26 protein-coding genes and 2 pseudogenes are annotated in these 25,974 nt (G+C 31.0%); 18 read left to right on the top strand and 10 right to left on the bottom strand.

Translation table 11 applies throughout. From position 1 onward, the window contains the following. The first annotated feature begins 249 nt into the window (after window positions 1-249). Window positions 250-1,092 (top strand): nitroreductase family protein, encoded by an 843-nt coding sequence (locus tag B3040_RS17105; RefSeq protein WP_291575994.1) that lies wholly within the window; start codon window positions 250-252, stop codon window positions 1,090-1,092. 270 nt (window positions 1,093-1,362) lie between these two features. Here the strand turns inward: B3040_RS17105 and B3040_RS17100 are convergent, their stop codons facing one another. Continuing rightward, entirely contained in the window at window positions 1,363-3,459 is a 2,097-nt protein-coding gene (locus B3040_RS17100; protein WP_291575993.1) for a PocR ligand-binding domain-containing protein, read from the bottom strand. Window positions 3,460-3,612: 153 nt separating this feature from the next. Between B3040_RS17100 and B3040_RS17095 the strand changes: the two genes are divergently transcribed. The 4 genes from B3040_RS17095 (at window position 3,613) to B3040_RS17080 (ending at window position 7,699) form a co-directional block, all read left to right on the top strand. Next, window positions 3,613-3,801 (top strand): hypothetical protein, encoded by a 189-nt coding sequence (locus B3040_RS17095; protein ID WP_291575991.1) that lies wholly within the window; start codon window positions 3,613-3,615, stop codon window positions 3,799-3,801. Between the two features lie 44 nt (window positions 3,802-3,845). Next, window positions 3,846-4,868, top strand: a complete 1,023-nt coding sequence (locus B3040_RS17090; protein ID WP_291575989.1) for an SPFH domain-containing protein — start codon at window positions 3,846-3,848, stop codon at window positions 4,866-4,868. Window positions 4,869-5,076: 208 nt separating this feature from the next. Further along, window positions 5,077-5,277, top strand: coding sequence for an Arc family DNA-binding protein (locus B3040_RS17085; protein WP_291575987.1), 201 nt, complete (start codon window positions 5,077-5,079; stop codon window positions 5,275-5,277). 502 nt (window positions 5,278-5,779) lie between these two features. Next, window positions 5,780-7,699: a sensor histidine kinase gene (locus tag B3040_RS17080; protein WP_291575985.1), complete on the top strand. Its 1,920-nt coding sequence runs from the start codon at window positions 5,780-5,782 to the stop codon at window positions 7,697-7,699. Window positions 7,700-7,893: 194 nt separating this feature from the next. Here B3040_RS17080 and B3040_RS17075 read toward each other — a convergent pair. Beyond that, window positions 7,894-8,112: pseudogene (locus tag B3040_RS17075) on the bottom strand (RidA family protein); the annotation flags it as partial. Window positions 8,113-8,187: 75 nt separating this feature from the next. Further along, entirely contained in the window at window positions 8,188-9,612 is a 1,425-nt protein-coding gene (locus tag B3040_RS17070) for a PLP-dependent aminotransferase family protein (protein ID WP_291575983.1), read from the bottom strand. 258 nt (window positions 9,613-9,870) lie between these two features. Here B3040_RS17070 and B3040_RS17065 point away from each other — a divergent pair, with 258 nt between their 5' ends. Both B3040_RS17065 and B3040_RS17060 read left to right on the top strand, forming a co-directional pair. Next, a complete protein-coding gene (locus B3040_RS17065) occupies window positions 9,871-10,332 on the top strand; it encodes a pyridoxamine 5'-phosphate oxidase family protein (protein ID WP_291575981.1) in 462 nt (153 codons plus the stop codon). A gap of 255 nt (window positions 10,333-10,587) precedes the next feature. Then, window positions 10,588-10,737 carry a hypothetical protein gene (locus tag B3040_RS17060; RefSeq protein WP_291575979.1) on the top strand — a complete coding sequence of 50 codons (150 nt, stop codon included), beginning with the start codon at window positions 10,588-10,590 and terminating at the stop codon, window positions 10,735-10,737. A gap of 184 nt (window positions 10,738-10,921) precedes the next feature. Here the strand turns inward: B3040_RS17060 and B3040_RS17055 are convergent, their stop codons facing one another. After that, a complete protein-coding gene (locus B3040_RS17055) occupies window positions 10,922-11,386 on the bottom strand; it encodes a GreA/GreB family elongation factor (RefSeq protein WP_291575977.1) in 465 nt (154 codons plus the stop codon). Window positions 11,387-11,842: 456 nt separating this feature from the next. Here B3040_RS17055 and B3040_RS17050 point away from each other — a divergent pair, with 456 nt between their 5' ends. The 4 genes from B3040_RS17050 (at window position 11,843) to B3040_RS17035 (ending at window position 15,746) form a co-directional block, all read left to right on the top strand. Next, entirely contained in the window at window positions 11,843-12,235 is a 393-nt protein-coding gene (locus tag B3040_RS17050; protein WP_291575976.1) for a YgaP family membrane protein, read from the top strand. Between the two features lie 265 nt (window positions 12,236-12,500). Continuing rightward, complete coding sequence (locus tag B3040_RS17045) at window positions 12,501-13,508, top strand: hypothetical protein (protein WP_291575973.1); 1,008 nt, start codon at window positions 12,501-12,503, stop codon at window positions 13,506-13,508. A gap of 557 nt (window positions 13,509-14,065) precedes the next feature. After that, window positions 14,066-14,647 carry a hypothetical protein gene (locus B3040_RS17040; protein WP_291575971.1) on the top strand — a complete coding sequence of 194 codons (582 nt, stop codon included), beginning with the start codon at window positions 14,066-14,068 and terminating at the stop codon, window positions 14,645-14,647. Window positions 14,648-14,999: 352 nt separating this feature from the next. After that, on the top strand, window positions 15,000-15,746 hold the full coding sequence (locus tag B3040_RS17035) for an alpha/beta hydrolase (protein WP_291575969.1): 747 nt from the start codon (window positions 15,000-15,002) through the stop codon (window positions 15,744-15,746). Between the two features lie 472 nt (window positions 15,747-16,218). On the opposite strand, the gene B3040_RS17030 is transcribed toward B3040_RS17035, so the two are convergent. Next, window positions 16,219-16,491, bottom strand: coding sequence for a hypothetical protein (locus B3040_RS17030; protein WP_291575967.1), 273 nt, complete (start codon window positions 16,489-16,491; stop codon window positions 16,219-16,221). 249 nt (window positions 16,492-16,740) lie between these two features. On the opposite strand from B3040_RS17030, the gene B3040_RS17025 reads away from it, so the two are divergent. The 4 genes from B3040_RS17025 to B3040_RS17010 all read left to right on the top strand — a co-directional run bounded on the left by B3040_RS17025 (window position 16,741) and on the right by B3040_RS17010 (window position 20,505). After that, window positions 16,741-16,875, top strand: a complete 135-nt coding sequence (locus B3040_RS17025; protein ID WP_291575965.1) for a hypothetical protein — start codon at window positions 16,741-16,743, stop codon at window positions 16,873-16,875. A gap of 140 nt (window positions 16,876-17,015) precedes the next feature. Beyond that, window positions 17,016-17,957: a hypothetical protein gene (locus B3040_RS17020; RefSeq protein ID WP_291575963.1), complete on the top strand. Its 942-nt coding sequence runs from the start codon at window positions 17,016-17,018 to the stop codon at window positions 17,955-17,957. A 649-nt stretch (window positions 17,958-18,606) separates the two neighbouring features. Further along, window positions 18,607-20,346: an ABC-F family ATP-binding cassette domain-containing protein gene (locus B3040_RS17015; protein WP_291575961.1), complete on the top strand. Its 1,740-nt coding sequence runs from the start codon at window positions 18,607-18,609 to the stop codon at window positions 20,344-20,346. Between the two features lie 6 nt (window positions 20,347-20,352). Next, window positions 20,353-20,505: a hypothetical protein gene (locus B3040_RS17010; protein WP_291575960.1), complete on the top strand. Its 153-nt coding sequence runs from the start codon at window positions 20,353-20,355 to the stop codon at window positions 20,503-20,505. Window positions 20,506-20,566: 61 nt separating this feature from the next. Here the strand turns inward: B3040_RS17010 and B3040_RS17005 are convergent, their stop codons facing one another. From B3040_RS17005 to B3040_RS16995, 3 genes are read right to left on the bottom strand one after another with little or no spacing between them, the layout of a single operon-like run. After that, window positions 20,567-21,139 (bottom strand): Uma2 family endonuclease, encoded by a 573-nt coding sequence (locus B3040_RS17005; protein ID WP_414632545.1) that lies wholly within the window; start codon window positions 21,137-21,139, stop codon window positions 20,567-20,569. A 59-nt stretch (window positions 21,140-21,198) separates the two neighbouring features. Next, the gene (locus tag B3040_RS17000; RefSeq protein WP_291575958.1) at window positions 21,199-21,636 is read right to left on the bottom strand and encodes a PD-(D/E)XK nuclease family transposase; all 438 of its coding nucleotides are present in this window, start codon (window positions 21,634-21,636) and stop codon (window positions 21,199-21,201) included. Then, window positions 21,590-21,748, bottom strand: a complete 159-nt coding sequence (locus B3040_RS16995; protein WP_291576012.1) for a hypothetical protein — start codon at window positions 21,746-21,748, stop codon at window positions 21,590-21,592. The genes B3040_RS17000 and B3040_RS16995 overlap by 47 nt, the downstream gene beginning before the upstream one ends. A gap of 219 nt (window positions 21,749-21,967) precedes the next feature. On the opposite strand from B3040_RS16995, the pseudogene B3040_RS16990 reads away from it, so the two are divergent. Next, a pseudogene (locus B3040_RS16990) lies at window positions 21,968-22,078 on the top strand (transposase); the annotation flags it as partial. Between the two features lie 186 nt (window positions 22,079-22,264). Here the strand turns inward: B3040_RS16990 and B3040_RS16985 are convergent. Both B3040_RS16985 and B3040_RS16980 read right to left on the bottom strand, forming a co-directional pair. Beyond that, window positions 22,265-22,747: a hypothetical protein gene (locus B3040_RS16985; protein ID WP_291575956.1), complete on the bottom strand. Its 483-nt coding sequence runs from the start codon at window positions 22,745-22,747 to the stop codon at window positions 22,265-22,267. A gap of 489 nt (window positions 22,748-23,236) precedes the next feature. Next, on the bottom strand, window positions 23,237-24,607 hold the full coding sequence (locus tag B3040_RS16980; RefSeq protein ID WP_291575954.1) for a hypothetical protein: 1,371 nt from the start codon (window positions 24,605-24,607) through the stop codon (window positions 23,237-23,239). A 73-nt stretch (window positions 24,608-24,680) separates the two neighbouring features. On the opposite strand from B3040_RS16980, the gene B3040_RS16975 reads away from it, so the two are divergent. Together B3040_RS16975 and B3040_RS16970 are read left to right on the top strand one after the other, a co-directional pair. Then, window positions 24,681-25,124 carry a hypothetical protein gene (locus tag B3040_RS16975; protein ID WP_291575953.1) on the top strand — a complete coding sequence of 148 codons (444 nt, stop codon included), beginning with the start codon at window positions 24,681-24,683 and terminating at the stop codon, window positions 25,122-25,124. Between the two features lie 263 nt (window positions 25,125-25,387). Next, the gene (locus B3040_RS16970) at window positions 25,388-25,972 is read left to right on the top strand and encodes a GGDEF domain-containing protein (protein WP_291575951.1); all 585 of its coding nucleotides are present in this window, start codon (window positions 25,388-25,390) and stop codon (window positions 25,970-25,972) included. Window positions 25,973-25,974 lie beyond the last annotated feature (2 nt).

Raw genomic sequence — 25,974 nt, 5'->3', positions numbered from 1 at the left:
CATTCGCCAAGGAACCCTATAGAGAAACACTTCAACGTTTAATTTATATCTTTCAAGAAGTAGTTTCTCAAAAAAGATAGGGACAAAAAATAGCAGTTCTTTTTACAAAAAAATATTAATTGTTGTCAAGCTCAACTAATGTAATTATCTAAGTTTCTATTAATATCAAGGAATAACAATATTGAAAGATATATATAGTTTTAAGCTTGTTTATCTATACAAATAAGAAATTAAGAGGAGTTATTATTTATGAATAATGTAATGAAAACCATAGAGTCAAGGTACTCTGTAAGAAATTATATAGACAAACCAATTGAAAAGGAAAAACTAGACATTATTAAAACTTTTATAGAAGAAAATAAAAAAGGTCCCATGGGCAATGAAGTTACCTTCCATCTTATTGATGCTTCAGAACACGATAAAGCGGAGTTAAAATCACTAATTACCTATGGCATGATAAGTGGGGCAACAAGTTATATTGTAGGGGTTGTTAAACCGGGAGAATATGCTATGGAGGATTTTGGCTACTGCATGGAAAAGTTAATTCTTAAGGCTTCGGAGTTAGGCCTTGGAACTTGCTGGCTTGGAGGAACCTTTAATAGAGGTGGCTTTGCAAAACAAGTAAACCTATCTGGTGAAGAGCTGTTACCTTGCATCACTCCTATAGGTTATACTGCTGATAAAAGAACTTTAAAAGAAAATTTCATCAGGACCTTAGTAGGGGCTAAAAAGAGGAAAAACCCTGAAGTGTTATTTTTTGAAAATAACTTTAACACTTCATTAAATTTAGACACCATAGGATCATACAGTAAGGTATTAGAAGCCTTGAGATTAGCTCCTTCTGCATCCAATAAACAGCCTTGGAGAATTATTAAAGACTCTCAGGGGTTATATCATATTTTCTTAGAGGAAGATGAAAAGTATAACAATACCTTTAGTGGAATTAAAATTCAAAACATAGACATGGGTATTGCAATGTGCCATTTTGAACTAGCAGCAAGGGAACTTGGAATAACTGGTCAATGGATAAAGTCAAAGCCAGAGGTTCAGGCTGGTAAGCTAAAATATATAGTTACTTGGAAAGAAAACTAAACTCAATCCATTAATGGGCAAATAGAATAGCTACTGACAGAATGTGTAAAAAGTGCAAAGGAACTCAAAAGGATAAAAAAGACGAAGAAGACTTAATAAGAAAAGTGTTCTTTATGTGGAATAGGTTAAAACCCCTAAGATTTTTAGAGATCCTAGGGGTTTTAATTTATAATAATAAGCAAAGATATATTTGAAAAGAAATTTATCTATAAAAACAATTATATTATTAGTAAATTAGTCTTAAAGTTAATAAAACATACAAGTTATATGTTAAGTAAAATAAATATCAGAAAACTCTATGATTACTTTTTCTGCATTAGAATGCTGGCTTATATGCTTATCATTTAAAGTTTCAGCTTTATTAGGGCAGAAATTCATGTTAGAAGGAAGGTTAACTATAAATTCACTACCTTTTCCATAGCTGCTATTAACCTCAATAGAACCATTATGAAGTTCTACAAGAGCTTTTACAAGAGATAATCCAATACCGCTACCTTCCTGTTCCCTTGTAAAAGATTTATTTACCTGTTTAAAACGTTCGAATATGATATCAAGCTGATCTTCTTTAATTCCTATACCTGTGTCTTTCACAGAAAAGGAAATAAAATCTCCCATGTCTTTTAAATATATACAAATTATTCCAGGTGCACTGCTAAATTTAATTGCATTTGAAAGTAAATTTAATACAATTCTTTCTATTTTATCAGGATCACAATACATAATTTTTTCTTCAATATCTGTATCAAAAACCAACTCTAATCCTTTGTTTTGAATGTATGGTATTACAGAAAGCGAAATATCCTCTAGTAAATTAACAATATTACACTTTCCCATACTCAGTTCTAAAAAGCCTGCATCGTGTTTAGTAATATCAATGAGATTATTCACTAATCTCAGTAATCTATAACAATTTTGCTTTATACTTTTTTTGCAATTTAAAAATTGAAGGTTATTATCATTAGGTGAATTTTTATTATATAAATCAGTTAATTGTATTGAGCAAAATATTATATTCAATGGGGTTTTCAGCTCATGAGAGATATTTGCAAAAAATTCTGTTAAGATTTTCTCTTCATTTTTTCTTTTTGTTATATCTAAGCCAATACCAATAACATTTTTAATAGTGCCTTCTTCATCTTTTATTATTTGAGTATTCCAAAGTATAGTAACCAGCGAGCCATGCTTATTAACAAAAGATTTTTCTATTTGTGTTGAGATTATCTCCGGACTTAGTGAACGAATGTAGTTTAATATTTCATTGCCATCTTCTTCTTCAAAGATAGTATTTCTCCAGTTATAACCTAAAACTTCTTTAGCAGAATACCCTGAAAGCTTTTCTCCATATTTATTAAATTGAACTAGAAAACCATCTTGGTTCCAAACACAAATTATAACATTTGCATTATCGATTATGGTTTTAGAAAAAGTTTGTACTTTCTTTAATTGTTCTTCAGCATTTTTTCGGCAAGATAGATCTGTTAAAGAACCAGCCATTCTTAAAGGAACATTTTCATCATTACATATAGCAGCCCCACGAATTAAAACCCACTTATAGTTATTGAAATTAGCTTTAATTCGAACCTCTTGTATAAAGTGTCTATTATGCCCTTGGAAGTGGTAGGATAATTCTTTTACGAAATCATCTCTATCTTCAGGGTGAATAAATTCCTTATAATTGGGGAAGTAAAGGTTAAATTCAGATTTTGTATAACCTAAGATCTGAAGAAATCTATCTGAAGCATAAAAAGTACCATCTTTGATTTTGTAATCCCACATTCCATCATTAGAACCCTTTAGCGCAAGTTCATATCGCTCATCAGAAAGCATAAGTTGTTTTTGTGATTCTAGAATTTTTAATTGGCGCAAACCTGATTCCCCAACCATTTCTGAGAGGTGTTTAAGGAAAATAAGGATTTTTTCGTGTTCTTCTTTATTAACAATTGGGATCTCATCTAAAGCTTTTAGGTAAGCTTCTTCATCAAAACCAAATTTTTTTGCTTGCATTCGAAAAAATTCTTTATCTGGTTTTTCAAAAAAAATTTGACCACTAAAGATAGTGGCGAGAAAAATTCCATCTACTACAATAGGTGTTCCGATATCTATCAACCCATTTTTGCATTTATAATCCACAATAATGTCTTTATTTTTCAGCTTTTCTAGGATGAATACATCACTTTCAATACATAGGAGTTTAGAGTTAGGATTTACTCTATGAAATTTTGTGCACATATCTCTCCAACCTGTTGAGGTGAGAATAGTACCATCTCTTGAAACGATTCCAGAAGCAATATTAGTTGCTTGATAAAAGCTATCTAACAACTTTCTGAGCTGATTAATATCTACAAGATCTGTTAGTTCGTATTTCATGATATCCCCCCAAAAATTCAAATGAAGTTAATATATAATCTCTGTTATTAATACAAAATAACCCCTTATTCTAATAAATTTCTTAATATATTCTATGTGTTGTATAAAAACCCTTTTTCTAAAAAGAAAATGTGTTATTTTATCTGAATAATCATGCAATTTTACAATCAACTATTTTATCAAAGTAAAATAAAGATACTACCCTATAAATTTGATGTGAGCTTTGGTATATCAGAATATGATAATAATTTATGCAAAACAGCTACAGCACTAATAAATCTAGCTGATAAGAAAATGTATAAAAACTATTGTAAATATATTGAAAGAGATGTAAAATATTAATATGATATCGATTTGATATCATATCAATATTTTTAGGGGAGTGAATGGTTATGGAGGATAAGAAAATCCTTTATGAAGAAAAAGAAATGCAAGCAAGAAGTGGTATGGGGATGCTCATTGGAAATATGGCAATAATTATATTAGCAATAGCTGCTCTTATACTAAGTGCTAGCCTTGTGGTAGAAAATAATACAGCCCTTGGAGTTTGTATTATATTATTATCAATTGTTGTTATTTTTACTGCATTTATAATGCTTTTTGGACTTAAGGTAATAAATCCAAATGAAGCTTTAGTTTTAACCTTGTTTGGAGAATATAAAGGAGCATTAAAAAAAGAGGGCTTTTATTGGGTAAACCCTTTCTGTACTGGTATAAATCCAACTGCAAAACATGTAGGCGTTACACCAAATCAAACTGCTGGGAATAAAGACCATGAAAATATGACTCATGATACTGTTGGTAAAAAAATCTCTTTAAAAGCAATAACTCTTGAGAATAGAAAACAAAAGGTTAATGATGAACTTGGTAACCCAATTGAAATAGGGGCTGTTGTTATATGGAAGGTAAAAAATGCTTCTATGGCAGTATTTAATGTAGATAACTACAAAAACTATATTTCTACTCAGTGTGATTCTGTAATTCGTAATGTGGCAAGATGCTATCCTTATGATACTAATGAAGCTGGACAAGAGAATGAAAATAACAATGAAAAATCTTTACGTGGTAGCAGTCAAGAAGTTGCTTCTATTATGCAAAGAGAATTACAAGAAAAGGTTGATATTGCAGGACTGGAAGTTTTAGAAGTTCGTATTACACATCTTTCTTACGCACCAGAAATAGCTTCAGCTATGTTACAACGTCAACAAGCAGTTGCTATCATTGCTGCAAGACAAAAAATTGTAGAAGGTGCAGTAGGTATGGTTCAAATGGCTTTGAATCAGCTTAGTGAAAATGATATAGTTGAATTAGATGATGAAAGAAAAGCAGCTATGGTAAGTAACCTACTAGTAGTACTTTGTGGAAACAAGGATGCACAGCCAATAGTAAATAGTGGTTCAATTTATTAAGAAATCACGTGTTCATTTTGTTAAAACTTTGGAAGCAGATTTAGACTAAACAAATGGATATTTGTGAACAAACTGTCTTTGTTACGCCAAAGCAACTTATTTAGGCTGAGCAACTGCAAGACTGCTAAGCAGGCACCATAGAAGATGGCAGACTTGAAGCTTCCAAAAGGATGTTAAAATAATAATTAGGAAGAGGGCTTGAGAGATAGTGGATAAGAAGTCAAAAGAAAAAGATAAGAAACAGGTTTTATTAAGACTATCACCAAGTCTTTGGAATGAGCTAGCAGCTTGGGCTGAGGATGACTTTCGATCCATCAATGGGCAAATAGAATATTTACTGACAGAATGCGTAAAAAAGCGTAAAAGAACTGATAAGGATAGAAAAGGTGAAGAAGACTTAATGAAATAAGTATTCTTTTCGAGAAATAATTAAAACCCCTAGGATTTTTAGAAATTCTAGGGGTTTAATTTACTTACAGTCATGATAATGTTATTCTATGAAACTCATTGCTACTTTTAGTTTTACATGCACTATCCCCTCTACTGATACAAGGGCACCTTCATTGGACAATATTATTATCCTAAAGTAAGTTTAGCCTATAATAACCATTAATATAATGAATTGTAATAGAAGATAGATATTTCAATATGGTAAAATGTTTCCTTGAATTTATTTGATATATATTATAAATTGCTGTAAATTTTTATGAAACGTAAGATTTATTATAGTTCTTATAGATGGATGTAAAGTTTTGGAGTATAATCTAACTATTGTGTAATTAGGTATTATTCATAATGAGTATGATTTCTGTAAGATTCTAATAGCTATAACTTTAGAATATAAACAGAAAATTGATTAACATTTTCTAGTAGGTTTAATATTATTGTACAAATAATAAGGGGGGATAGTTTTGAATCTTATAGATGCTGGCAAAGAAGATTCTGATAAGGATTTATCTAAACCAGGACACGAAAGTATAAATTTTGAACAGGGGATATTACTTCATCCCTTTGTGGAGGAACTAAGAGATAATAAAAAGCGGCTTGAAGCTGACCTTGAGGATGCAAAGTTACTTCAGAATATAAGTATGAAACTTATTTGTGGGGATAACATACAGACATTATATGAAGAAATTATGGATGCAGCAATTAAAATAATGGATTCAGAATATGCAAGCATGCAGATGTTACATACTGATAAGATAAAAGGTGATAAGCTTCAACTTCTAGCTTTTCGTGGATTTAATCTTAAGGCAGCAAAGTTTTGGGAATGGGTATATGCAGAGGATGCTGGCTCTACCTGCGGTGAAGCATTGCGTACTGGACAGCGGGTTATAGCGCCAAACGTAGAGCAGTGTGATTTCATGGAAGGAACAGAAGATTTAGAAATATATCTACAAACAGGTATTCATGCAGTTCAGACAACTCCACTTTATTCTCGCAATGGTAAAATGATTGGAACCATATCCACACACTGGTCAAAACAGCATGAACCTTCTAAAAGAGACCTTAGGCTCTTGGATGTATTAGCGAGGCAGGCAGCTGATATCATTGAGCAAGTTCAGTATAAAGATAGACTTAGGGAGAGTGAAGGGAAATACCGAACCTTGTTTGAGCATATGAACGAGGGTTTTTTTCTGGCTGAAATTATTTCTGATGATTTAGGTAATCCAGTAGATTATCTCTATCTGGCAACAAATCCGGCATTAGAAAATATTATGGGACTAAATAGTGAAGCTATTATAGGAAATACAGGTGAGAGCATTCAGCTTTTTCCTAGCCATTGGATCAATACCTTTGGAAAGGTTGCAAACACAGGTGAACCAGTTAACTATGAGGGATTTTTCGAAAATTTAAATGGACATTTTAATATTAAAGTCTTTTCACCAAAGCAGGGACAATTTGCCTGTGTTATGCAGGATATTTCTAATAGAGTAGAGCAACAGAGGGAAATAAAGAAGCAACAAGAAGCTCTAATAAAGGTGGAACAGGAAAAAAGAGAAACTATTGAAGCGGCAATGAAGGTGAAAGATGAGTTTATATATCTAATAACTCATGAGTTTAAAACCCCAATAACAGTTATAAGCTCGGTGCTTCAGACAATTAATAGTGTTTTTAAGACTGATGTAAATGAAAGACTTGGGAAATACCTGAATATGATAAAGATAAATACATACAGACAGTTAAGATTAGTAAATAACTTACTTGATATTACAAGATTAAACTCAGGTCATATAAAAGTAAATAACCACTGTATTGATATTGTGCATGTATCAGGGTTCATAGTTAATTCTGTGGAGGCTTATGCAAAGCAAAAGCAGATAAACCTAACCTTTGTAACTGAACTCACAAAAAAGGAAATTTACATAGACGAGGAAAAATTTGAGCGTATAATGCTAAATCTACTTGCCAATGCAATGAAGTTTACCCCAAGGGGGAAGAATATAACCGTGATGCTTTCAGTAAAGAACCTCAATAACCAAGATTATATTAGTATAAGTGTAAAGGATGAAGGTATTGGAATACCTGTTGAAAAGCAGAAAATTATTTTTCATCGGTTTGGTCAAGTAGACACAAGTCTTTCACGTCAGGCAGAGGGTACGGGCTTGGGACTACACCTTGTTAAACTGCTTTTGGAGGCATTGGAGGGGGAAATATCATTAATAAGTTCACCTGGAAAAGGAAGCACTTTTACAATCTTACTCCCTGTAGTTAAGCCCTCATCTGTAGAGAAAGAAGTAAGCTGTTCAATAAACTATGAGTTGATATCTGGGGATGAACGTATAGTGCAGGCCATGTCCATAGAATTTAGCGATATATACTTTGATTAGGGAGTTAACAGTTAAAAATATCTTTATGAAAACATTAGGATTAATTGTGTGTAGAAATGGAGAAAAAGAACTGAAAAATACCTTATTTAAAAGTAAAAACTATAATAGATAAAGAAGTTAATATTAGAAGCCCTGTGGCAGGTTACCACAGGGCTCTGTTAAATTAATAATTATAGTAGATATTTGTTTTCTTCCTAAATTTCTGAAATCACATCTATCTCAACTTTTTTAACATCACAAAGATTACTTCCTACAGTTGTTCTAACTGGTAATGGTTCATTAAAAAAGTTCTCATACGAGTTATTATACTCAGCAAAGTCATCCAATTTCCAATGATGATAGATTACTTTAACAATGTTGTCCAGAGATGCGTCTGCAGCTTCAAGTATTAACTTAATATTAGTTAACACTTTAGCATTTTGGGCTAATTAAACATTCACCTCTAAGTGGAAGGTGTTAGTATTTTATGTTTTATTTTCTAAGTAGAATTACTTATTAAACCATGCTTCCTTAAGAAGAGCTATCCCCTGAAGGATGGATTCTTCACTCATACCGCTAAAGCCAATGCATACCATATTATTTTTATAGTTATTGGGATTTATAAAATAGGGTCCTACAGGGTATACCTTAACCCCAACCTCTTTAGCTTTGTTTATTGCTTCTATTTCTGTTAATCCATGTTCAAACTCCAGCAGTATATGAAGTCCTGCGTTTTTGCCATGAACAACAACTTTGTTTTCCATTTGAGTATTAATACCCTGAATTAATGTGTCATGCTTCTTTTTATAAGAATGGACTATTTTTCGTAAGTGGCTATCCCAATGGCCTAAGGACATAAATTCTTCAAGGACCTTTTGTTGCATCCAAGGTACCTGACAGCTGTAGCTTCCAAAGACTTTATCATATTTCTTAATCCATTTCTCTGGGAGCACCATATAACTCATCCTGAGACTTGGAGCAAGGGATTTTGAAAAGGTTCCAATATATATTACTTGTCCATTAGAGTCAATGCTTTGTATGGAGGGAATAGGTTTAGAATTATACCTAAATTCACTATCATAGTCATCTTCTATTATTATTCCATCCTTTCTTTTTGCCCAATCTAGAAGCTTTAACCTCTTTTGAATAGGCATTACAGCACCAGTTGGGTATTGATGAGAGGGAGTTACATAGACTATTTTTCCATCACTAGCTTCTAATTTTTCAAGATCAAGTCCATCTTCCTCTACTGGAATAGGAATTATTTCATAGGAGTTATTAATAAACACATCTCTTGAGCCAATATACCCAGGTTCTTCAAAGGCCACTTTTTTTGAGTGTTCTCTAAATAGCACGGATAATTGCTCCACACAGTTTTGTACACCTGCACAAAGGATAATTTCCTTAGGACTGCAGTGAACTCCTCTAGATTTGCTTAAATATTTCATTATTTCAACTCTTAATTCAACTTCACCTTTAGGGTCATTGTAATACAATATTTTCTCAGCACTAACTGAGGAAAGACATTGATTTGTAAGCCTACGCCAAGTATTTAAAGGGAAATTCCCAGAACTTAGAGCTCCATATTTAAAATCATATAAATAAGTTTCCTCATTAGCTTTGTTAAAGCTTGCCTCTGGCGTGTAATCCATATTAGGTTTATTACTTTTTACTTCAGAAGCAGTAATTTCTAAGTTATGAATTTCTTCAACAATATATCCACTACAAGGTTTACTTTTAATATACCCTTCAGAAGAAAGCTGTTGATAAGCTGCTTCTACAGTGTTTCTGCTTACATTTAAGGACTTTGCAAGAGTACGAGTAGAGGGAAGATTGCTACCCACAGATAGATTTCCAGATAGAATTTCTTCCTTTATCTTATTATATATTTGAACACATAAAGTTTCTGATGAATTTTCATCTAGCACCATCATAGTATCACTCCCCTTATAAACTGGCACCCTTAAATTATCATAAATTGGCACTTATAATGAGTACAGTTTCATTGTAATATTATGTTAAACAGCAGTCAATTTGAAAATGAGAAAAGTTCATATTTTCTGTTTTGGGGGAATTGTTGTTAAAGATTATGGTTAATTATATAGAATCACAAAACATAGGAAACTCTTAAAGTTAAACATGCTTATGCGATTCTGTCAAACACAATGATTTATAAATAGGGAGGAATAAAAATGAGAAGAAGTGAAAAAGAAATTAAGGATTTAGAGGTAATAAACTCTATAATGAAAGAAGCTTTAGAATGTAGAATTGGGTTATGTGAGGATAATAAACCTTACATTGTACCCATGAATTTTGGATATAAGGATAACTATCTATATATTCATTCTGCCTTAGAAGGTAAAAAGATTGAAATATTAAAGAAAAATAATAAGGTTTGTTTTGAAGTGGATGTAAAGACCGAAGTAGTTAAAGCTGAAAATCCTTGTGGTTGGTCTATGAAATATTTAAGTGTAATAGGCTTTGGTAAAGCATATTTTGTGGAGGATCTAACTGAAAAAGCAGAAGCTTTAAATACAATAATGGAAAAGTATTCAGGAAAAGCTGATTTTAAGTTTCCTGAAGCAGCCTTAAAAAGAGTGGCTGTTATTAAGATTGAAATTGAAGAAATTACAGGGAAGAAATCTAAAGATTAAATTAGAAATAAGTATGAACAGGAAGTAAGTACAATATTACTGATGGTTACAAAAGGTATGTAGCTACAAAAGAGTAAAGTGAAAGTTCATTAAAAAGTATTCAATCTAAGTATAAATCAGAGAATCTTTCAAGGATAACCACAAAGGATAACTCCACCATGGGCATGATCCTATAGTAAAATTTCTTACATAATTAATTGAATTAATGAAATTATAATAGATGTAAGTCAAATTATCTTAGGAGGTTATATTCTTATGAAAAAGGCTAATAAAGTTATTAAATCAGAAACAGAAGCTGTTACTCGAAACCAGAGAGGTGGCAGTACTAAAGGGTCAAGTAATAGAGGAGAAATAGATAGCGAAGGTCTTAAGAAGTTAACTGAAGGAGTTACAACTGGTAAGTAAAAAGTTTAGTTTTATTATAAGAATTTTAAAGGAACCACAGTAATTTTATGATAAAATAAGTGTTTCCTATGCCTTTAGCTTCAAGGAAAAGCAGAGAAGTTAAGTATAAAAGCTGTTTCAAAAGGAATTCCTATACCTTTGAAACAGCTTTTAAAAATCTTAAATATAATTTACATTTAAAACATTACAGTAGCTCTAAAATCTCCACTTCATAGGTTTCATCTGGAGCATTAACCTCTACTACATCCCCAGCTTTTTTACCAACCAAGGCCTTTCCAAGATCTGACTCTATACTTATAAACATCTTTTCTGGATCTGCATCCAAAGTAGTTGTTAAGGTAATATCAGTTTCAAAATCATCCTCTACAAACCTAACCTTAGCTTTTCTATTAACCCCTAAAACCGAGCTATCTAAAGAAGTTTCATCTATTACTGTGGAGGTTGAAATCATAGTTAATAAATATTGAATCCTATTATCATTTTCTCTATAGTTTGCACAGGCTTCCTTATATTCTGCATTTTCAGACCTATCACCATGGGCAGCAGCTTCCATCTTTTCCTTGGCAATTTCAGCTCTTTTCACCGTAAGCCTATAATCTAATTCTTCTTTTAATTTTTCTAAGTTTTCCTTAGTCAATTTGTTATTCATATACAAAATACCTCACAAGAATTTTTATAATATATGAAATGCAATAAAGATACTCGCTATATATATCTAATTATGTTTTGCATTCTCTTTAATATTATAATACATATTAACATAGATTTGCATATTCAACTACCATCACTTAAAAAGAAAATTCCATATTAAAAAAATTTGTTTAGGGATTGTTAGCAAAGTGTGCATGTAATTTATTTTCATTAGGATTAATAAATATAATTTTTTATTTTAGAGAACAATATAGGCATCCATGATATAAAAGCATCTTATTCATCATGAATTAAATTTTTGCAAATAATTCATTATGAAAAAGTCCAAAGGGAGCCAAGGTAGGCTCAGCTATAAATTAAGTCTTTACCCTAGAGCCTTATATTATTAGGAAAAACATTATTTTTATAACAAATAATATTTTTAACAGCTAAAAAACTATATAGGAGGAAATATATGAGAGCTATTTTTCCACATACAATGAAGAGAGTGCAGTTACATACTACTAGGGAAATAAATAATAAAATTATGAAAGAAACCTTAGAAAATGTTTTAAGCTATGCAGATAGGAGTAAAGATGAAATTAAACACAGGCTAAAAGAATTGGAAGCAGAATGGGATATTGAAAGAGTCCTTGAAACCAATGCCGCAAGTGCTATTATTGTAACTACAGCTTTGGGCTTTACAGTAAATAAGAAATGGTTTTTAGGGGCAGGAGCAGTGGGAGGATTCTTATTACAGCATGCTCTTCAAGGTTGGTGCCCACCCTTAGAGGTCTTTAGAAGAATGGGATTTAGAACCTGTTCTGAAATTAATTATGAAAAAGAAGCACTAAAGAATTTATTATAAAGATTGGAGAATGCCTAGCACTAAATAGGGCATTCTTTTAATTTTGTCACATTGTATATATGTAAATAATTTTCAAAGAGTAGTATTATTTAAGTAGTAATTTCCATTTAAGAAAATATTAGGTATAATCAAGATGTATAGAACCAATGGATATAAAATGGATTTTGAACTGATAAAATCATTAAGGGTACTTACAGGGGAAAATCTTAGAGTATTAATTAAAGTAATAAAGGTTTATTCAAGGGAAAGAATGAGGGGGATAAAAATGAGATATAAAAGTTTTGAGGAAGTAGAGAGAGTTTATTCTAAATTATATAGAGATGAAAAGTATAAGGAAACCTTAGAAATGCTAGAGAACATTAAAATTCTTATTTCAGAGGATGAAATAAAAAGGAATTTTTACAACATTATGATAGATAAAGCTAGGGCTCTTTTTAGGTGTAATTTATACGATGAAGCATTAGATATAATAGAAAGTCTTATTAATAGCGGGTTTATATGTTCATTATGGAGATTTGGGCCTTTAAATAATAACCTGAGATATAAGGAATTAAAAGTTAAAAATGACCTTTTAAGGAGAGCTGCTGAAAAAGAATCAGAACTTAAATACAAAGTATATGTTCCACAGGGATATGTTAAAGAAAAACAATATCCTCTATTTATAAGTTTGCATGGAGATGGTGAGGATGCAGAATATCATAATAGGTTTTGGGAGCCAGAATTTCTTCTTAAGAGAGGTTTTATTGTGCTTTGTCCTCAATCATCACAAAGAATTGCACATAATAGTTATGTTTGGAACATAAAAGAATTATACTTTCAATACGAAATGGAAGAAAATATATTTGATATTGAAAATTTTGAAATGTACAGCTCTATGAGAGAAGAGTTAAAAAGATGTTATGATTCAATAACACAGGAGTATTCCATAGATCATGAGAAAATAATTATTGGGGGATTTTCAGGAGGTGCTCATGCTGCTATAGATATGTCCTTATCTGGTAGAATTCCTATAAAAGGTGCGATTTTATTGTGTTCTCAAAGACCTAAGTCTTTTACAGTTGAGAGTGCCAAGAATGCTGCTGAAAAACATATTAAGTGGGTATTTATGGAAGGGGGAAAAGATGCGCCAGTGCAAGATGTGGAAGAAATGATTGAAATTCTTAATAACTTTGGAGGGTCTTGCAATTATATTATTAATCATGGTATAGGCCATTGGTATCCAGATGATTTGGAGAATAAACTGGATACAGCTTTAGGCTTTATATTGAATTAAAATTAAATATTTCAATGGAAATAAGCACTAGATGTCACTACTAAATAATGAAAATAAATCTAATAATTAGGGAAACGCTTGGCATTTGGCAGGTGTTTTTTTATTATATATGAAGTCTAAGAATACTTTGTTTTGTTGGTGTTCACTTACTCCACCTTCGTATTATAGTGTTTTAGGTTTCTTTCAAGATATAAATTTCACCCCCTACCAACCCCCTGACATATACTACAACAATAATAAAATAAACTACTACAGAGAAACCACTACATCACCTAAACTATTACTTTTAAAAAGTGGTTTCTATAAAGAGATAGACATGCTGAGTGCACTATAAATATTTAGGCTATCCATAAAATGTGGAAATTTACATAGGTGGAGGATAGATAAAACTTTCAGCTTGTTTAATTATAAAGGGAAATAAATTCAACACTGAATTTATCCATGGAACCTACATTGGTTCCTTTAAGGTTTGCTCATGATGAATAAAATACATTATCACCTTTGAAACCAATATACAACCTAATTATAAATTCTAAAATAACAGGGGGGAGTTAATTATGGAGATTTATAGCAATAAAAAAGAATCTATTAAAAACCTAAAGAATGAAATTATATTAAGTGAACAAGTTATTACAGAAGAAAAATCAAAGGATAATAAGCCTGCTAAGGAGGACTTAAAAAGAATTTTTAATAAAGCATCACTAACAAGAAGCTACAGTGGCAGCAATAAAATAACCTTCAACAACCTAGAAAAAATCTTTGAAATCATGAACACCATGGCAAAGGATAGAGAAATAAAATGGAAACATCACTATGATGCGATTATAGATAAAAATGCAAGGTATGTTCTGAGAATTAACATAAAATCCTTATTTAATAAGCTTATAAAAAAGTGCAGAGAATTAGGCTATCAGTGCTGCTTTGATGAAAATAAACCTTACGACTTAGGAAGACTTATTAGACATAAAGAATATTGCCTAGGAAATTTTAGTGTACGACTTCTAAGAGAAGATGAAAGTGAGAAAAAGGATATAAACAGCAGATGTATTTATATTGACATAGCTGAGCTAGAAAACTTAGGGGTTAATATAAGTGGAATGCTGATAGATAATACTTTGGTAGCAGATGAACTGAATTAAAGTAACTCTATGCCTTAGAAAGGTAAAAGGTTAGAAATCTCCACTAAATTACCAAAGTTTTGCCTCTATGCTACAATTTAAAATACAATTTAGGAAATTAAAGAAGAAAGTATTCAATGAGAACCTATAGAACTTGCTAGAAGCATGAAGGTAAATACAAAACTGTTATGGTATATAGTGCCTGCTTTAAAAGCGCATAAATAAGTTGCTTAGCATATGAGATGCTCATATATAAAATATAGATATACTAATAAAAAAATCAAAAGTACTATTGAAAAATTCTTACCTACTCTTTATGGAAGATATATAATATAAATATATAGTCAAAATTAATTATACGAGGAGAAATGGAATGAAGGAAAAAAAGTCTTTGAAGTTTAAAATTTTTCTTGGATTTGGTGTTTTCTTAGCAGTAATAGTCTCAGCTTTTTTTATTTATGTAAGTTCTTACTATAAAGCTAGTTCTTTAGCTTTTAACACTTTGAAATCTGATTCTCTTGTAACTGTAGAAGAAAATGGTGACATAATATTTAGTCCAGTTTCTAAGAATAAAAATATAGGGTTTATTTTTTATCCAGGAGGAAAAGTAGAGGCTTCAGCCTATGCTCCTTTAGCTAAAGAAGTAGCTGCCAAGGGATATACTGTTGTAATTGCTAAAATGAACTTTAATCTAGCAGTGCTTTCTCCTAATAAGGCAGATGCTATAATAAATAAGTATAGTGATATAAATACCTGGGTTATAGGAGGTCATTCTTTAGGTGGAGTTATGGCAGCAGATTATGCCTTTGATCATGATAAAATAAAAGGGCTGGTTTTATTAGCTTCCTATCCACAAAGCAGTAAAGATTTAACTTCAACCCAGTTAAAGGTGTTGTCTCTATGGGGAAGTAATGATAAAGTGGCAGATTTAAGTAAGGTAAAAGAAGCTAAAAACCTTGTGCCAAAGGATTCAGAGTTCATAGAAATAAAAGGTGGAAACCATGGGGGTTTTGGAGATTATGGACATCAACAGGGGGATGGAGAAGCTTCTATAACAAATGAGCAACAAATCCATGAAGCATCAAACTATATTATAAAGCTTTTAGATAGCTTAAAATAAGTACAGTCATTGACTTAAACTTTAAATGTTATGAAAAAGCACTAAACTCTATTACACCAATAAGGCTTAAGTATTAATAGGAGCAAGGAGCTTATTCTAAGGGACATAATATTGAAATTGTGACAGCAACAACAGAATTAATTTAGTGAAAGTTAATGAATCAGCTAAAGAAATAATAATTAAATTATGAAGTCATGTGGAGAGATACCACATGGCTTTTATCAATTTAACAACTTTTTTATCAAGTGTTCATAGCAATTATATATTGTACAATTTATTAGTGCTTTCATTAAAATCTAATAAGTCTTCTTTTAAATATTTTTTTAATATCAACTTTATTTGATACCAACCATCATCCCATGTGTTTAGAAAATATTCAGGATGTTCTTGATTCATTATGTCTTTAAATTAAAATGATTTTCTACAAGGTAACGTGCTTTATTTCAAAGAATTGAAGCTCCACCATACTCTTTTAAGATACTAATATCAAAAGGTGTACAAAATTCCATATTTTTAACCTTAAAACATTGAACATATCTATGAGAATCCTCCCAAGGCTTGTAATCTGTATGCTCAGATAAAATTCCTTTAGCACCGCAAAGATTTTTTTGTTGTATTTTACCGAGAAAAAGATTGTGTCACCTACATCTGCAGTTCTTTGTGTAAATCCTGCCACTTTCTCATTAATACAAATATAGTAATTTTCCATAGAACTACCACAATTTAAAATTCTATAACTGCTCATATATTCACCTTTAAATTAATTTTGGATAACATTCTAAATTATTACCAAGTAGGATTTTGTAATACATAAATCTGTAATAAATTTGTTTTTATAAGATCATTTAAAAAAATCATAGTGATAATAAGCAAATTGTAATCTTAACCAGTTTATCTTATTAAACAAATATTGTATTTTTCTTTGAGAAACGTGCGAACATATGTTTACAATTTAGTTTTTAGTCAATAATATTTAATGAAAGGAAGTGAATTTATGTATTACTTAAAACACGGTAATGTAATAACTTTAGTTAGAGAAGAAGATTCAAATTATGAAAGTGATACAAATAATAATTCTAAAAAGACTTCATTAAGGCATTTGAAAATAAATAACAAGTCAAAGATGTGAAGGATATTTTGAGCTAGACAAGGAAACAGGCTCCGCAGATAGTAGAGCTATCTAAGGGTTCTGTTGACGCAGTATAACTCAAAAGAGACAAACATACTGACTTATTTATTTTTTGAAAATGCCTAGATATGGATAGTATAATGAAGCGATTATTTACCCTTAAAAATAAGAAGCCTATTATTGATTTTCTTAATTCTATTTATGGTGATGATATTGGAGATGATGCAGAGGTTTATTATCCCAATGTGGAAAATCTAAACAGAAATATAAATAATGGTCTTTTAAGCTTTAGAGCAGACTTATATATTGAAGTTACTTATAAAGATAAATTATATGATTATGCCTTTGAATTTCAAACTAAATATGAAAAGGACATGGGCATAAGGATTTTTAGATATGGCTTTGATAAAGCTGTTAAAAACTTTACCGAGCTAGACAAAAATACTATAATTATTAACTTTCCAGAACCATATCTCATTGTTTTAGAAAAAGAGAAGGGGTTAGAAGATAAGATTACTTTAGAAATTAATTTTCCAAAGAAAGAAGGCATTCACTATGAAGTAAAAGTGCTAAAATATTGGGAGTATGATCTTCAAAAGTTGCATGAAGAAAATAAATACCTGCTATATCCTCTACAGCTTTTTAATTATAGAAGGTTTATGGAAAGGTTAAGGGAAAGCAAGGAACCAGAAGAAGAAAAAAAGGCAAAGGTAGAAAAGATAAATGAACATATATTGATCACAATAAAAAACACCCTTGAAGCTATCAGTGAAGCCTATAGATGTGATAAAATTAATTTAGAAGACTATAGTGAAATGTTAGTAGTGATTAAGAATTTAAACGACTATTTTATAAGTAATTATAATTATTATGATGGTTTAAGTAAGGAGGTGGAAACTATGTTTAAGAGTTTTTATGATCCAGAAGTTGAAAAAAGAGGTATGAGAATTGGAGCAGAAAAGGAAAAAGAAAATATAGCTAGGAACTTTCTTAGAGATGGACTTAGTTGTGAAATTGTTGCAAAAAATACTGGTTTAAGTATAGAAAGAGTAAAAGAAATAGCTAAAGAAATAATGAATTAAATTATGAAGTCATGTGGAATGATACCACATGGCTTCATAATTTAACAACCTTTTTATCAAGTGTTCATAGCAATTCTACATAGTACAATTTATTAGTGTTTTAAAAGGGGAAAATGTTACTAGAAACCCTCAAACCCGCATGAACACTATATCTTCTTATCTTTTTTTAAGCTATCTTCAAATTGAGATATCACATTATATTTATATCTTAATTTGAGGACAAAGATAGTACCCCAGGGGTGATTAACGAAGATGCAAACATAATCTAGGAAACTAGAGGGCAAGTTCTCTGTGCTATTAATGGATTTTTTTAATCATTGAACTTAGTGATAAAAAGTGTTATGCTATCAAAGGTAAACATAGTAGAATATGTTTAGCAAATAAAAGTTAAATAAAAATTAAAATTAAGAAGTAAGGCATCTTCAAAAAATAAATAAGCCAGTATGATTGTCTATTTTGTTTTATACTGCGTCAACAGAACCCTTAGATAGCTCTACTATCTAAGGAACCTATTTCCTTGTCTGCACAAGCTTGCTTGTGAACTCAAAATATACTTCACATCTTTGACTTATTATTTATTTTCAGATGCCTAATAGATTTAGGAGCTTATTTTTATAAGCTCTTTTTTATGATAAAGAGAGGTATTAATATGATAAGAGTTGAAAATTTGTCCTACTCATTTCCGCAAAAGGATTTATATAATAACATTTCCTTTACCTTAGAAGATGGAGAGCATTGTGCTTTTATAGGAAGAAATGGCAGTGGAAAAAGTACACTGATAGATATAATTATGGACCCTGAAAAATATATCTTCGAGGGTAAGGTAGAGAAAGAACCAAATTGTAGAATTGGTTATGTGAGTCAGTTCTCGCAGCTAGATGAAACAGAAGAAACTACAGTTTTTGAGTATATAGGGGAAGAATTTATTAAACTGCAAAATGAAATAGCAGCTATTTGCAGTGAAATGGAAACAGCTTCTGATATTGAGCCCTTACTAGAAAAGTACCAAGAAGCCTTGGATGCCTTTGCTGCAATTAATGGAGATGACTTCGAAAAAAACATTAATAAAAACCTAAATCTTGCAAACTTAATGAAGTGTAAAGATCTAATGATATCCCAACTTAGTGGTGGAGAATTCAAGCTTATTCAAGTAATTAAAGAAATGTTAAACAGTCCAGACTTAATGATTATGGATGAACCTGATGTGTTTTTAGACTTTGAAAACCTTAATTCTCTTAAAAATCTAATTAATTCACACAAGGGTACAATGCTAATTATTACCCACAATAGATATTTACTGAATCATTGCTTTAACAAAATTCTGCACCTTGAAAACATGGAACTCCAAGAGTTTGAGGGAAGCTATATAGAGTATAACTTCTCATTACTTCAAACTAAAATTGAGATGCAGGAACTAGCAATTGCTGATAATGAAGAACTTGAGAGAAATGAAAAGTTAATAGAGAAACTAAGAGATAGGGCAACTACTGATGCTGAAGGTGCTAGAGGAAAGTCTCTAAGGGCTAGAGTTAAAATTCATGAAAGATTAGAAAAGCGTAGAATTAAAGCGCCATTTCTAGATATTAAACATCCGAATTTCAGGTTTTTTATAAATAATAAAATAGAAGAAACCATTGCTTTAAAAGTTAGTGATTACAGTGTTTCATTTGATGAGTTGCTTCTAGAAAATGTGAACTTTGAAATTAAATCCAACGAGAAAGTAGCCATTATAGGTCCCAATGGTACCGGAAAAACTACGCTACTTAGGGAAATCTTTGAAAATAATAATCCTTCCATTGAGATAAATGAGGCCATGGAAGTAGCTTACTTATCTCAACTTCCAGGTAAAACACTAAATGAGTCTAACACCATAATGGAAGAGTTCTTAGAAGCTGGGCTTAAAACTTATGAAGATGTTACAGATTATATTTCAGACTATGGTTTTGAGGAAGAAGCCCTTAATCAAAAGATAGGATCTTTATCTGGTGGAGAAAAGAACATACTTCAAATCGCTAAAGTTTCAGCAAGTCAAGGAAATATGTTGCTACTTGATGAACCCACAAGTCATTTAGACACCTATTCACAAATAGCACTTGAAAAAGCCCTAGAAAACTATAAGGGTGCCGTACTAATGATTTCTCATGATTTCTACACTGTAGTAAACTGTATGGATTCAGTTTTAATCATTGAAGATAAAACAATTAGAAAAACGAAAATAAAGAAATTTAAAAAGATGATTTATGCTAGTCATTTTGACAAAGATTATTTAGAAACAGAACAAAAGAAAAAGTTAGTTGAAACAAAAATAGAATCGGCTTTAAAGAATACTGATTTTATCCTTGCAAAAGAGTTATCTGAAGAGTTAGAAGAGCTGATTAAGTTACTATAATTTTATATGATTATTAGAGGTTTTAATAAACGGGTTATAGTAGAATTAATTGGATTAAGTGAAGAGCAAGTTGAAAAGCTTATTAAAGAGAGAGTTAGCAAATATGAACACAATTTGTTTGCTAACTACATCAAAGAAAGTCATGTGTTTGACACATGACTTTTATAATTTAAAGTACTAATTTAGTTATAAAAATATCCAGCATAAACTCAAAATATTACTATGTTAAAAGTTCTTCCAAATCTACAGAAAATCCCTTTAAAATATGGGAAGAAACTTTTCCGACATCACTTTTTACCACTGCCTGCTCATATTGATAATTTTCATCTAAAACGTAGACTTGAACAGTGTTAAGCATTGGGTTAATTATCCAATACTCCTTTACTCCGTATTGCATATATAAATTTAATTTAAATACCAAATCATGAGATTGATTTGAAGGGGATAGAATTTCTATAATTACTGTAGGAACACCTTCATATCCACTATCACCAAGACCTTTTTTATCACATATCACAGAGAGGTCAGGAATAACGATCTTATCTCCAGCAACTCTATCACTTTTCAATTTAATGTCAAAGGGAGCAGAAAAAACTTCACATTCTTTTCCTTTTAAAAATTCATATAATTTGCTAGACAATCTCATAGATATTCTTTGATGCTTAGTTGAAGGAGATGGAGCCATATAAGTAATTCCATCAATGTATTCAATAATACCTTCTTTATTCTCCCTGTATCTATAAAATTCATCTAGCGTCATAAGTTTTTCTTGTGGTAAGCTCAAATTTTTCACCCCTTTATTGAAGTTTTTATATTTCTAATTATACCATACTAAATTCATTAAATGGATTCTTACAGGTACTTATAGATATCTTCTACTGAATTAAGTTCAAAAATTTCTAGTGCTAAAGTCTTAAATTTCTCTTCAGGAAGCTTTTTGATTTTTTTCTCTAAATCATCAGATAAGCCTTTAAATTTTCTGTTGAGTAGCTCTAGTAATAAGGTAACTCTTCCCTCCTCTAATGCTTCCTCACGTCTAGTTACTTCATCACGAAGAGCTATTTCTCTTGATAGGTAGAGGGCACGAGCCTCTCTATTTTGCCTCATAGTCCTCAAAATATCGTAAGCTTTTTCTATTTCACTATTTACCCTCGCCATTTCTAAAATAACCTCCTTTGAATCGCTTTTTATAAAATTCATCCATTGTGATAATTTATCCATATTGTTAACATTCCTTAGCTTGTTAAGTTCGATAAAGTGAATTTCTAGAACCTGTGTTAATTTTAGCATCACCAAAAATTTTCTTAAAAACAAAATCATTCTTTGGTTTAAGTAAAAACTCTTCATATTTATCTGAGTTTTCTCTAACGAAATAATTCTCTATAACACTATTATAATGCATGAAACCAGTCCTTTCTATAACTTATATCTCAATTATTGACAAGAAAAATATAAATATACAAACAAATGTTTGGCGGTGAGTAAAGTGCTCAAGTAGGATTTAACCTCCATGTGCGTAATTCTCCCGTCCTCTATAGGAGGGAGATGGATAGCACTTGCCGATAGGCAACAGAAATAATAAACTATATTCAGTTGTAAAGATTGAAAGGTAGTGTTATCAATAAAATTAGATAGTAATAATCATTCAGTATTCTTGCTAAACTATCACTTAGTATTAGTTATAAAGTATAGGAGTAAAGTTGTAGATGATAAAGTATCAGATAGGCTAAAGTAGAAATTGCGAGAAATATGACTAGTAAGGGATTTAATAAGGTGGTTATTGTAGAATTAACTGGCTTAAGTGAGGAGCAAGTTGAAAAGCCTTTTAAGGAGAGCGTTAATTAGAAAATAATATGAGAAAGTTGCCCCAGGGGTGATTAATAAATGGAGAACAGTAGTTGTTTTTCTAAGGATGAGTTTAGTCTAAGCTCATTGGTGCATAGACATTGTATTTGAAAGCTGGATATATTATTTCATTAACCATTTTACTTTCTTTCCTGCTAGTACAGTATGCCTTTATGGAAAGTGTCTTTATCATGGTATTGTCATAGACAACGCTGGTTTTTATGGCGATGTTCTCACTTCTTAAAATATCTGCAAACTCTTTGCCACTGTGCAGGGTGTCCGCTGTGATATCAAAGATGTAAAGCTTCTCCTTCTCAGATTTTTTAACTGCAAGCCCTGGAACCAGAGTCCCGATAAAGGTAGCGGCACATATAGCTACGATGCTTAGGATGCCATCTGAACTTGCCATCTTTACAACGGCAATCATATATATAGTTGTAGACAAGGCTGCTAGCAAGCTAGAAAAAAAGAACTTTCCACGGGCTAGATATATATTCTTCATTGTGCCTAGCGTATTGTCCAGTAGTTTTAGTAAAAATACTATTAAAATTTCCATTTTACCTCCGATTTCTGTTGCTATAAAAAAACAAAAAACTCTTGCTTTCAAAATCACAAGAGTCAAATAATATCTTAATTTATGGATAAAATTATTTTGCGCTATGTAGCGCATTCTTTCGCAACTATATTAGTATATCATAGAAATGTGTAGTTTGTCAACATACTTTTGTCCGAGTATGGAAAAGTGATTAGCAAGATTAAATCTTCAGTTTCTCCCACCAACCTTGGAGGCAATAACAAATTGTAAATAGGACTTGTTTTGCAAGTGAAGTAAAAGGGAAATAAAAAAATTAACACCTACATAATTTTAGGTGTTAATTTTTACATTTAAATCAATGAAATATACTAAGTTCGATAAAGTGAATTTCTAGAACCTCTGTTAATTTTAGCTTCGTTTCATCTTCCATTAAGATGATTAACAAAATTTGAACCCCAGAGGTGTTAGTGAATTCTCTGGGGCCTTTTGTAATTTTATTTAATAAAGGTTTTATAATTGAATTCGAATAACTTCAGCTTCCTTGTTAGCATTGAAGATTACTGAACAGGGTAGTAAGAGTTCTTTGTAGTTGCCACTTCCCCCAAGATTTATTTCCTTATAAGTTTCTTCTCCAACTTTGAATATGTCACTGTTTAGTGTAATTGAGTACTCTTTTAGATACTTCTCAGGAATTAAAAAGCTAAGTACCTTGTTTTTATTCCTTTCAATTAAACAGCCCTCACTGATATTAAGTGTATATTTTTCTTCATCTTCATCATAATTTGCTGGGTCCTTAAGAAAAATATCAACAATTTTTCCATCTCGCTTATAATAGTAATTTCCATGCTTTTTCATAAATAACTTATTAAAGCTTCTCTGAAACTTGAAGGTTTTTCCTTGTACGAATCCATAGTAAAAACTAACCACAGCAATTAAAATAATGACTAAATGATCCATAGGATCTCTTACAATTTCCTTGAAAACATCTCCTGTAAGCCTTGTTAGGTTTACCAGGTTAAAAGATAGTCCATTCCAGAAAAAGCCATCTACAATTACAGCAATAAATATCTGACAGGCAGCAAATATCCCTATAAAAAATCTAACAACATAGTTAATCCTTTCCTCAACATAACTTTTGTTATAGGTATACAAAACAGCCATGACTCCTAATATTGGAATAATTAAGATGTTTTTTCTAAAAAAATGAAGTGAAAGACCATATAAAACTCCAACAACTAGTGTCACAGCCAGAGTCTTTATTATAGCAATTGATAAACTTCCTGATGTTTTCTCTTCATAGCCTTCAAATTCATTGATAAGGGAGTCCTCATCAAAAGTTTCTTGGGACAGTTCACCAAATTCCTCTCTAACCTGACACACCTTGTCTTTAATTGTAGTATAAAGCTTATCCAGCTCCAAATTAGAGAAGTAAGTCATTTGTATATTCATTGAATACTCATTAACAAAGAGTCTTTTAACAAAGCCAAAATTACCTGCCTTTATTTCTTTAGCCCTTTTATTTGATATAATACCTAAAATAGTATGACTATTTAGTTCATATATATTCATAGTGTATATATCACTATAGCTTATTTTGATTTTTTTGCTAAGACCAGAATTATACTCAATACAACTCTCTGTTAGGTATAAATATTGAATTTTGAAAAGATGAATAACTACAGTAATGTAAAGGAAAAAAATACCTAAGCAAATCATAAAAATCTTCAATAATAGTTCACCCTCTTCTTCAAAAGGGATAAAGGTCATACCAATAAATAAAAGGGATAGTACAGTTCCTAATAAAGTCAGCCACAATTTCGGTTTAGAATAAACTTTCATTGGTAAGGAGTAAGTGTTTTCCGATTTTAAGTTGTTTTCCATGATTTTCCCCCATAAAATAATTATGTTATATGTATCTACATTATATTAGGATCTTAGTGAAAACGTTGTCAAAATGTGTCACTTTTTAAAAATATTTCTGAAAACTATACTACTTATTTTATTATTTAAAAATGGAAATGACGGAGAATGTGAAAGTGAAAATGGTTGGCGCAAGGGACCTATTTATGTTTTAGAAATATGTTTAGGGGAAAAGGGCAGCGAAAACCTTCCACTAATATATTTATCAAAGTTTGAATACCATGATTTAAATAGTTGGAATGAGGGCTGTTCACCAGCAAATCACTGGGCTTTTTACTTCCCATTAAGATACGACCAGTACATGGATTTTACTATAGGAGGGGAGTATAAAATATCAATTCCTAAAAACGAAAAAAGTTCAAAAACCTATTGGGGTCTAAAAAAGATAACCACAAAATCAATAGATTTATTTGAAGTTACCTCTGATAATTTAGAAGAAAAGATATTTGGTGAGTTTGATAAGCTTGCAGATTTATAAATATAAATATTCTTGGATTATGCCTGAAGCATAGTCCTTTTTTATTGTATAGAAACTTCAACTTTGGAAGCAGATTTGACTACCACCAAAGCAATTTCTCTAGGCAGAGGAACTTACACTTAAAGAAGATGGCAGACTTTAAGCTTCCAAAATGTTGTTAAAATGAAAAAGTTGAAAATTAAAATGTAAGTAGACAGAATATGTCCACTCTTATGAATAAAATATATTTAAAGGTATTGATAATAACACATGAGGTGGGAAGTTTGAATAATAAAAGTATTGATTCAGCTGAGGTCTTTAAATTGTTAATGGAGAAGGAAAACAAAATAAAGGCTTTGGAAAGACAAATAGAAGAGCTTAAGTTATTAACTAAAACAGATAGTCTAACTGGTGTATTAAATAAAAGAGCTGGCATGGAGCTTTTAGATAAAGCTATAAGAAACTGTGAGGATAAGTCTTCAAAGATAACAATAGTCTTTCTAGACATAGACAACTTTAAAGAAGTTAATGACACCTATGGTCATATAGAAGGTGATAGACTCTTACAAAAGCTAGCTAAACTAATAGAAGGCACAATTAGAAAAACTGACTCTGTATTTAGATGTGGAGGAGATGAATTTGTAATAGTTTTTACTGAAGGTAATTTAGAAAAAGTTAGAAAAGTCTGTAATAGGATGACAAATAGAATAAAAGCCTATAACAAAACAGGAATATTGCCCTATAAAATTGGGGTAAGTTATGGAATTGCACAATACAATAATAATTTATATAACACGCCAAAGGAATTAATAGATATGGCAGATAGTGAAATGTACAAACATAAGAGAAAAAAGAAGGAAAATGGATAAAC

This window comes from Clostridium sp. UBA4548, from assembly GCF_002387895.1.
Taxonomy (GTDB): domain Bacteria; phylum Bacillota; class Clostridia; order Clostridiales; family Clostridiaceae; genus Clostridium_J.
Note: the sequence above shows the minus strand (reverse complement) of the source record. Positions and strands in the feature narration are given on the sequence as shown.